Annotated in this window: 7 protein-coding genes; all 7 read right to left on the bottom strand. The window is 38.4% G+C overall.

Annotated elements, in window-relative coordinates; translation table 11 throughout:
* Positions 1-156: 156 nt before the first annotated feature.
* Positions 157-1,437: a LysM peptidoglycan-binding domain-containing protein gene (locus tag ACT3RM_RS15610; RefSeq protein ID WP_441995344.1), complete on the bottom strand. Its 1,281-nt coding sequence runs from the start codon at positions 1,435-1,437 to the stop codon at positions 157-159.
* Positions 1,438-1,652: 215 nt separating this feature from the next.
* Positions 1,653-2,183 carry a sugar O-acetyltransferase gene (locus ACT3RM_RS15605; protein WP_441836254.1) on the bottom strand — a complete coding sequence of 177 codons (531 nt, stop codon included), beginning with the start codon at positions 2,181-2,183 and terminating at the stop codon, positions 1,653-1,655.
* Position 2,184: 1 nt separating this feature from the next.
* Positions 2,185-4,554 (bottom strand): prolyl oligopeptidase family serine peptidase, encoded by a 2,370-nt coding sequence (locus ACT3RM_RS15600; RefSeq protein WP_441836255.1) that lies wholly within the window; start codon positions 4,552-4,554, stop codon positions 2,185-2,187.
* Positions 4,547-6,940 (bottom strand): ABC transporter permease, encoded by a 2,394-nt coding sequence (locus ACT3RM_RS15595; RefSeq protein WP_441836256.1) that lies wholly within the window; start codon positions 6,938-6,940, stop codon positions 4,547-4,549. Before ACT3RM_RS15595 ends, ACT3RM_RS15600 begins: the two co-directional genes overlap by 8 nt.
* Positions 6,934-7,668: an ABC transporter ATP-binding protein gene (locus ACT3RM_RS15590; RefSeq protein WP_182734990.1), complete on the bottom strand. Its 735-nt coding sequence runs from the start codon at positions 7,666-7,668 to the stop codon at positions 6,934-6,936. The genes ACT3RM_RS15595 and ACT3RM_RS15590 overlap by 7 nt, the downstream gene beginning before the upstream one ends.
* An 11-nt stretch (positions 7,669-7,679) precedes the next feature.
* Positions 7,680-8,906, bottom strand: a complete 1,227-nt coding sequence (locus ACT3RM_RS15585; RefSeq protein ID WP_441993216.1) for an efflux RND transporter periplasmic adaptor subunit — start codon at positions 8,904-8,906, stop codon at positions 7,680-7,682.
* A 36-nt stretch (positions 8,907-8,942) separates the two neighbouring features.
* On the bottom strand, positions 8,943-9,844 hold a 902-nt coding region (locus ACT3RM_RS15580), incomplete at its 5' end, for an ATP-binding cassette domain-containing protein (protein ID WP_444511411.1).

Raw genomic sequence — 9,844 nt, 5'->3', positions numbered from 1 at the left:
AAAGTATCAATGCTCCAGGAGAAGACAGTGTTAGTCTTTAGCATGTGTACTATTATGTTTTTTGAACATGAAAAACTAGCTGATATGAATAGAGCTTGTGCCTACGGCGCTTTCACTTTTAGGAAGAGCTTTAGCGCCGAATGAGCATTGGGAGAGCTAACTATTAGATAAGAATACGGTAAGCTTTTCACCTATTTTTAAGCTATTGCGTGAAAGGTTATTCCACTGCTTAAGCTTGGTTATACTAACCTGATAATGTTTTGCTATTTTCCATAAACTTTCGCCAGATTTAACTTTATGCTCAATTTCTTGGTCCGCCAACATCGGCAAAATGAGTTTTTTGCCGATGTGAATACGATTACTTTTTAAGTTATTAAATGCTTTTAACTGACTAACACTTAAGGCGTAGCGCTTGGCAATAACACTTAAGCTGTCACCGGGTTTTATTGTGTAATCTTGCCACTGGCTGTAATCATTATTTTTTTGGTTCGCGAGCATAGCTTGAAACTCTGTTTTTTCATTTGTGGGCACTACGATATGCGGCGCATCAATAACAGCTGGAAAACGGATCACACCGTAATTTAGAGACTCTAGTTGTTGCCACTTTTCTTTATCGGCTAAAATGACTGCCCCAGAAATTGGCACTGCTGTAATAACCTCTTTATTAGCGATAGGTGGAAATGCCATTTTTTGACTTTTTAACAATTGAGCAGCGGCTAGTATTTTAGGAACATAGTGACGGGTTTGCGATGGTAGTTTTAAATTAAAAAAGTCAGTCGGTTTACCTTGCTTTTTATTACGTTTAATTGCTTGTAAGACACGTCCTTCACCTATGTTGTAAGCTGCAATAGCGTGATACCAATCACCATCAAAGCGTTCATACAAATATTCCATAAAGTCGAGTGCTGCGCGAGTGCTATCAATTACATCGTGCCTGCCATCATACCAAGGAGATATTTGTACTTCGAAATATTTAGCTATTGATGGTGTAAGCTGCCAAAGCCCTGATGCATGCTTATGTGAGTAGGCACTGGCGTCAAAGTCGCTCTCAATGAGCGGCATTAAAGCAAGCTCAATAGGTAAGTCACGCTTTTCTACTTCTGTGACGATATGATAAAGGTAGGGTGTAGCACGGATACTTATTTCATCCATATAGTTAGGGTGTGCTAAATACCATGCAATACGTTTTTGCACATCAGGGTGGTTTGAGCTTTTAAAGCTTAGCTGAGTGCGAATTCGTTGCCATACATCATCCAGCTCTTTGGGACTTAATGGTGCTATTTTTTCTACAGGCTCTTTTTGGGTACTAGCTACCGTTCCTATGTTGGCTTTAATAGTTTGCTGAGGATGTGTAGTTACTTCTTTTTCTGGTGTACTTTGACAACCCGACAAAATGAAAACGACGAGAAAAATGCTGAAATATCGATTTAAAAACACGTACTAAATTACTCCGAAGATAAGATTAGCGCTAATGTAAATTAACTTAGCTTAACACAAGGTGAGTTAAAATTGAGCGAGAGATGAAATTAGCAAAGCCTACTGAAAGCGCAACAATTAATTGCGCTAAAGTGATTATTTTTGTAGAAATGAACGTAACCTAAAGTAGCGTCTAGTGGATTAACCTTACTAGGGTTTTCATTTGTGAACCTAACTTATATATCTTTAATTTTAACTGCTGGATTGCCTGCCACAGCACAGCGTGGTGCTACATCCTTGGTTACTACTGACCCTGCGCCCACGACAGCATTATCACCAATTGAAACGCCAGCTAAAATGATGGCACCTGCACCAATCCACACGTTATTGCCTATAGATATTGGATTAGTGAAACTCTCTTTATTGAGTCGCTCAGTGGGGTTAACCGCGTGAGATACCGCTAATAACTGCACATTAGGGCCTATTAAACAGTCGTTACCAATACTAATGGCCGACTCAGGTAGCGGAGAATCTAAAATGGTGCAGTTAATATTTATAAAGGTACGATCACCAATAATAAGTGTACTACCATAATCGCAGTGAAACCCTGCCTCAATAATCACGCCTTCACCACATTGAGTAAATAAACTCTTAATGCGTTTTAAATTACCTTTGCTGGGGCTTTTGTTAAACAAGCGGCAAGTCTCATGGGCGGTTTTGCGTTGCTCAAGCAACTCTTTTTGGCGTGGATTAAATAGTTTTAGCATATTATTCAGAAGTGTTTAGCCATTTCTTTACCCATTCAGACTGGTGAACGAGCAAGTAAGATAGGTTTTCTTTAGCTTGATATGTATGTCCTTCATACGGAAGCATAATTAGCTGAGTCGTCTTTTTATTAGCAATTAGTGCCTGATACATTCTCATTGATTGCATTGGGTAAGTGCCCGAGTTTTGATCGCTTTCACCATGAACTAACAATAAAGGCTCATTTATTTTGTCCGCATAAATTAGAGGGGATATATTAATATATGTTTCCTTTGCTTGCCATAGATTACGTTTTTCACCCTGAAATCCAAAAGGGGTAAGAGTCCTATTGTAAGCACCACTTCGAGCAATACCAGCTTTGAATAGATCTGTATGCGCGAGTAAGTTAGCCACAGTAAAGGCTCCATAAGAATGCCCCATAACAACTAATCTTTGAATATCAATAGAGCCAGTATCTTCTAAAGCATTGACTGCAGCTTCGGCATTTAAACGAATCTGATTAATGAAGTCATCGTTAGGCTCTCCCCCATTAAATGAAGTGATTGGCATTGAGGGAGATTCGAAAACGGCAAAACCGTCATGAAGAAATACCAGTGGGCTTAGTGGATCAAATTCTCTAAATAAATTCGTTCGTACTGTATTTTGTTGACTAAGTTTTTTATTTTTAAATTCATCAGGATAAATCCATAAAATAGCAGGGATTTTATCTGATTTATTCCTTTTATAATTGTTAGGTAAATGCAGCGTTCCAACCAGATTTAATCCATCGCTTCTGTTGTAATTGATAGTAAGTGGCTGGTTAACAAAACTATTTTTATTTTCGCTTGATAAAAGTGAAATCTGTTTTTTGAAACCTTTACTCGTTAATGCGTAGTATTGAGGTGCGCTTGTATTATTTTGCTTTTCTATTATTAAGGTGTCATTAGCGATTCTTAGGGGCATTTCTATATTGTCAGCATTGCTTAAAAATATAGTTTCAACAACGTGATTCGATGTATTAAAAGATTGAGCTATTGGCTTTATACCTTCTTTACTTTGTCCTGAGGAAAAGAAAAATAAATAATTATCTTGTTCAACTAAAACTTCATATCCTTCAGGCGTACGGAGAGTCTGTGGATCACCAAAGTCGTTGAACTTATCACGATAATCTCTTTCATGGATTAAATAATTCACAGAAGTTTCGGCGTTGATTAAAGTAGTTCTTGCCTGTTTGCTATCATAGCGCCATTCCTGAAGTACACCTATTCCTGAAACGCCCCATAATACATCGTGAACTCTCCATTTTACTTGATGCACCAGTTTTTTATTCTCGTCAAATGGACTTACCAGTTTGTAGATGTGATCATGATAAGTTTGAGCTAAAGACATGTCACCTCTATCACTCGCTTCGACCCAAGTCACAGTTGAGTCTTCTGATGGTAGCCATTTAACTAACCTAGCGCCAATAGGTACGCTATCTTTAGATTTAGGTAGATTAATTTTATCGTTTAAATTGGGTAAGCTGTATGTGGTAGTTGGCTCTTCTATATTAACGATATTATAAGCGCTCCCCCATTTTTTATAAGGTAAATAAGATGACAGCTCACTCGGTGGCATCGAATACAGTAAATACTTACTATCAGGAGAGACGGAAAAATCATTAAATAAGCCACTTTTAGTTAATGTAGAAACTTTACCATTGAGGTCTATCTTCACTAATTTGGTTTGATTGATAGATGTAAACTGATTCTTCATCTCGTCATTTATTAATAAGCTTTGATGGGTCCGCCCTTGATCTTTTTGCAGCTCAGATGACAACAAATTGGGTTTTTTACGTATATACTCAGATGTCTTTATTGGCAAACTTCGCTGCTTGACGACAATACTTTGGCCATCAGGTAGCCATCGCAGATGTCTTCCGCCAAGACTTGTGGATAAATTGAGATCTGTTAGTTTGTTAGATACATTGTTATTTATATCGTACAACCATAGGTTTGTATTGGCACCCTGCTGAATTAAAAATGCGACTTTTTTAGCATCAGGAGACCAATTAAAATCGACAATCACTCCTTCTAGAGTCTTAATTTCTTCTCTAGCGTTTGTTGCAAGATTAAATAAAGTTGCGCGGCTATATTGTTCAGTATCAACTCTGCTCGATAAATTAGTATAAAAATCCAGACCAGCTAATGCGACGCGCTGTTGAGATAAATATTCAATAGATGGGTATTCAATTTGGTGTAAAAATAAAACCAGCTCCCCATTTGGTGATAATGAAATAGTTTCTTGCCCTGTAGACTCTATGAGATTAGTCCACTTACTATTATCTATTTCAATAGCTTCAACGGATGATGAGGCAATGAAGCATAACGCTATAATAAGATAAAGTTTACTCATTTCGTAATGCCTTTATTGGATCTTGTCGTAACGTTTGGTTGATCGGAAAAAAGCTGGCAAGTACTGATATCGCTAATAAACCCAGCCAAATGACCGTTGTTAACCACCAGTCTATAGGCAGGTCAACCCCAGGTAATGACATACAATAGCCTATAATTAAAAATGCCAACGAAAAGGCTAACACTAAGCTCATTATTATGGGTTGCATGAGTTCTAATAAGCTTTCTTTTAGTAACCTATAATTGTCAGCCCCCATAGAAAGTTTTACGCCTAAGCTATATCTGCGCACTTTAACTAAATAGCTAACAATACCGTTTATGCCAATACACACCATCAGCAGCGATGTTGATGCCAACACAATAGCCAGCCATGCTGCATTTAAGTGACGTTGCCTTTTTTCATCAAACATACTTGTTAAAGATACTATGTTATTAATGTCTAATCGTTGATCTACTTCTAATACTGCTTGTTGAATATGGGCAATTGCATTATTTTCATCTGCAACAGTAATCAAATATGTAAATTGTTGCCAACCAGGGTAATCTTTAGGTGTAAAAACTTCAAAGTCTTCACTTTCAGGGCTGCCCGGTACATAGGTGTTGCTGACAATACCTATGATTGAGTAATATCTTTTATTATCAAAACTCACTTTACTGTTTAGTACTTCATTACTGTTTTTATTAAGTAAATCTGCAAGGCGTTGATTGATAATGATCGGTGGGTTTTCTAGTTGTTCATCCCCTTTGGCAAAGCCTTTCCCCGTTATCGTTAAGTTAAGTTCAGTAAAGTAATTGGCAGTTACTAAGCTATTACGTGCTTGGGCAATATACTGTCCAGCTTCGTTATATATTTGATTGACATTAACCGTTTTTGGCAGCCTCATTTCGGATGACACAGCTAAGCTGCTCACATTATTAAGCGCCAACAACCTCTGGTTAACTGCTTTGTGTAAATTAATACGTTCGCCGGATTTATCGACATTACTATAGTTTATTGTTAATGAATATTTACCTTCTGTATCCAGTCCGTTATTTCTGAGTGCTTCAGAAAGAGTTACTAAAACTACGTGGCTAGCAGTGGTTAATACTAAAAACGAAAACAAAATTTGCAGACCAACAAGTAAATGGCTGGTGGCTGAACTCATTTGCTTACCCGTTCCTTTACCGCTGCTTTGTAGGCTGCTCATTAAGTTTTGCTCTTTCACAACACTAAGTTCTATAAATGAATAAAGTGAGGCAATACTAATAATCAGAAAAGCTGAAAATAACAAAGTATTAAAGCTAAGAGAAAGCGTGTCTAAACGTTGAATGGCGTCAGCTGCTAGGTTTTGAATAACGATAAAGCCGATTTGAGTAAGTGTTAAAGCAAGTAACACTGCAATACTAATAAGTAAAATATTGTGTTTTAACGTTTCAATAATTAGTTGTTTTTTGCTTGCCCCAAATGCAAAGCTGATTGCAAGGGGTTTGATGCGCGTAATGGCTTTAGCGAGCTGCATACTAGAAAGGTTGATAAGAGCAATGAGCATTAATAAGCACACACCCAATAATAGCATTAATACAATCTTCCCGCTGTCGCCCCTAAGTGCATCATTAAATGCAGTAACACGCGCATTGACAGTAAAATCTTTTAAAATATTAGGCGCGTGTAACTGTGCACCTTTAAGTGATAAGTCAGCTAATTGTTCCGTGATCTCTTGCTCTGAGGCTGTGGGCTTAAATCTAACAACACTCTTATACGCGCCCATAAAACCGTTAGATGTTTTAGGGTTAAAAGCTTCGTCAGCATCAATGGGAAGCCATATTGCATCATTTATATTGCTGTATGAGGGTAATACGAGATCGTCAGGTGCAACACCTACAACGGTAAAGCGACGTTGGTTGAGTTGTATTTTTTTACCAACAATATTCGGGTCACCATTATAGTGGGTTTGCCAAGCACGGTAGCCTAATACGACCGACATTTGCTGAGTACCGAGTGCTTCTGATTTGTTGAATAACCGACCAAGTTTGGGTTGTACGCCGAGTAGATCAAATAAATTATGTGTGGCAAGTATTACGTCCACAGCAGGTCTTGTTGGTTTATCTAGTAGCTTGTAGTCAGTCCATTTATGGTAAGCAGCAACATCAGTAAAAACGGTATTTTCACTCTGTATGTAGCTCATTATTTTTGAGTTACTAGCGGGCCCTGAATAACCTTTAGAATTAATCGTGCCTTCAAGTAAGTATAAGTTATCACTTTGTTGATAAGGCAACGGTGAGAAAAACACTAAGTCCACTAAACTAAATGAGCTCAGCACCATAGAGAGCGTTAATGTCAGTGTAAATACAGTAGTAAAATAATATTGTTTGGCACGTTTAAAGGTATTGTAGACAGTTTTTAACATGGCTGAGCAACCTGTTCTACATTTGCAGGCGTGCTTGACACTAGCTCATCGCTTTGGGCAACTACAGTACCGTCTTTTAACTGGATATTGCGCGAAGCCATGTCGGCATAACGCGGATCATGGGTAACTAATACAATCGTGGTGCCTTGCTGATTTAGGTCTTTTATTAATGCCATGATTGCATCGCCATTTTTTGAGTCCAAATTACCTGTGGGCTCGTCGACCAACATAATGCCAGAATCACCAGCTAGCGCGCGTGCAATCGATACGCGTTGTTGTTGACCACCAGAAATTTGATTTGGGTGTAAATCAGCTTTATCAGCCAAACCTACTTTTTCTAGGCAATCTAACGCTCTTGCATGACGTGAAGATAGCGAGTCTCCTCGATATTTTAATGGTAAAGCGACATTTTCAAGTACAGTCATTTCGTCAATTAAGTTAAACGATTGAAACACAAAGCCAATACGATTACCGCGTACTTTCGCACGTTGGTTTGAGTCCATATCAGAGACGAGTAAACCGTCAATGTAATATTCACCACTTTGAGGGGTGTCGAGCAGCCCCATAATGTTAAGGAGTGTTGACTTGCCGCAACCAGAAGGCCCAGAAATAGAAATAAACTCGCCGTCGTACACGGTAAAGCTAATCCCTTTTAAAATTTGACTGACTTGTTCGCCATTAGAAAAAGACTTGCTTAGGTTATTAACTCTTAAAATTTCAGTATTCATATTATTCTTCCTTAACCAGCAATTTTTATTGTTGTTGTTTCAGCGGGGATATCTAATGTAGAAATAATGACTTGTTCACCAGGCTCAAGCCCTGACAACACTTGGATGAGTTGGCCAGATGCTTTGCCGTATTGCACTTCAACTTTAATGGCTTTGTTATCCATTGTGAGTTTAAATAATGAGCCATAACTGCCTTCGCTTGCACCTGTTGGTTGTTTTATATAATTCACCTCTTTTTGTACATCGGCAAAAATAGTCGCATCTACTTGTTGCATGGGTTTCATGGTGTCTGATTCAGAAACCTCGAGCTCAATATCAATTTGTACAGCACCTTCGCTGATCACAGGATCTACACGCACTACTTGGCCGCGCACCTGGTCATTCAACGTGCTAATTTGGGCTGTCATACCTATTTGAATTAAATGAGCTTGAATTTGCGGTACTTTTATTTCACCAACTAGAGGGGAGAGGCTCCCTATTAGTGCCAGTTCAGAGCCTGCACTGACACTTTGCCCTAAACTTAAAGGCAAGCGTTGAATAACACCATTCATTCCCGCTTTAACTGAAAGTTGCTCAACCATTAATTTGGCTACATCAAACTCGTCTTGCGCTTGGGCTATTAAGTCATCTTGAATTGAAAGCGACTCTTTTTGCATCTGTGCTAATTTATCAAGCTTAGATTCTTCAAGGTTAATACGCTTTGATAGCTGTTTGGCTTCGAGCTCATTTTTCTTCGCGCTGATCCCCGATACAATACCTGATTTAGCCAGTATACGTTCTGCTTCAACTTGCAGCATGGCTATTTCAGATTGTGCTTTTAGCTCTGACACGGTTGACTCGTTATTTAACAACTCACGCTGTTGCAGTAATACGGTTTGCCGCTTTTGGGTTTTGGCATTTTTAAGCTTTGCTAACGCCAAGCGGAGCTTACTTTCTAGCTCGGGGTTATTTAAAGTGAGGATCACAGTGTCATGGTTAACCACAGCACCCGCTTTTAGTTTTATTTCGTCAACCACCGCATTACTTGTAGCTGTGAGAAGCCGTTTATTGATTGATTGCAATGAGCCATAGCCATCAACCTTAATTGAAAAATCACCGCGTTCAACCTTCGCAATGGTGACAGAGTCTTTTGATATAACTTCGGCATTATCTGCAAAGCCTAATTGCCAGCCAGAGATAAGCATAACGACAGATAAACCTATCAACCCTTGATAGATTAGTTTGGATGTAAATTTCATAGCTCTTCCTTTTGTTATTCTTACCGTGGTATTTAATCACACAGCTTGGGCTAACGTTTGGGTCTTAATTAATTCTTCTAAGTCAATTATTCTATCTGCGGCTTGTATTGTCTCTTGCCTATGAGCAACACTGACCCTAGTTATTTTTTTTGATTTTAAATATTTATTTACTTGCAATTCAGTAGCAGCATCAAGGTGGCTTGTTGCTTCGTCTAAAAATAAAATGATTGGTTGACTGTAAAGCGCTCTTGCCAAAAGCAATCTTTGTTTTTGACCACCTGACAATGAGCTACCTAAATCACCAACTTGAGTATGTAAACCCATAGGCATGCTTTGAATCTCATGCCATATAGCAGCACCTTTAATGGCTTCTGTGATTTTATCTAGATCAGGTTTTGGCTCAAAGAAGCAGATATTTTCAATTAAGGAACCATTTAGTAATTGATCATTCTGCATTACCGTTGCACACATTGAGCGAAAGTTTCTCATGCCAAGTATTTTTATCGAGTGTCCATCTAACAAGTAATCACCTCGCTCTGCTTTGATTAATCCAGTCATTAATTTTAGGAGCGATGATTTACCCAACCCAGAGCGACCTATGATAGCCACCGATTCTCCGGCATCAATTTTAAAGTTTATTCCTTTAAATAACCAAGGAGAGGATGTTGAATATCGAAAATGCAGGTCGCGAACTTCAATGTGGCCTTTTGCTTGTTCTTTGGTTATTGTCAGTGAGGTGTTTTCTTGCTCTTGGTTTTGCATCACTATATCAGACATTCTCCGTAAATAAGTTGAGGCTAACTTGAACTTAAATATATGATCTACCAGAGTTTGTGTGCTGCTCGAAAATTGTTGTCTATAAGCTAGGAAAGCAATAAACATCCCTATAGTAAATTGTTTATTTATTATTAATGTCGCGCCAATAAATATAACAATTC

Origin of the sequence: Pseudoalteromonas sp. AOP7-A1-14 (assembly GCF_052376275.1) — a bacterium.
Lineage (GTDB): Bacteria > Pseudomonadota > Gammaproteobacteria > Enterobacterales > Alteromonadaceae > Pseudoalteromonas.
Note: the sequence above shows the minus strand (reverse complement) of the source record. Positions and strands in the feature narration are given on the sequence as shown.

Coding starts and splice junctions, on each gene's coding strand:
- ACT3RM_RS15605 (WP_441836254.1), bottom strand. CDS start 2,183: ATGCTAAAACTATTTAATCCACGCCAAAAAGAGTTGCTTGAGCAACGC.
- ACT3RM_RS15600 (WP_441836255.1), bottom strand. CDS start 4,554: ATGAGTAAACTTTATCTTATTATAGCGTTATGCTTCATTGCCTCATCA.
- ACT3RM_RS15595 (WP_441836256.1), bottom strand. CDS start 6,940: ATGTTAAAAACTGTCTACAATACCTTTAAACGTGCCAAACAATATTAT.
- ACT3RM_RS15590 (WP_182734990.1), bottom strand. CDS start 7,668: ATGAATACTGAAATTTTAAGAGTTAATAACCTAAGCAAGTCTTTTTCT.
- ACT3RM_RS15585 (WP_441993216.1), bottom strand. CDS start 8,906: ATGAAATTTACATCCAAACTAATCTATCAAGGGTTGATAGGTTTATCT.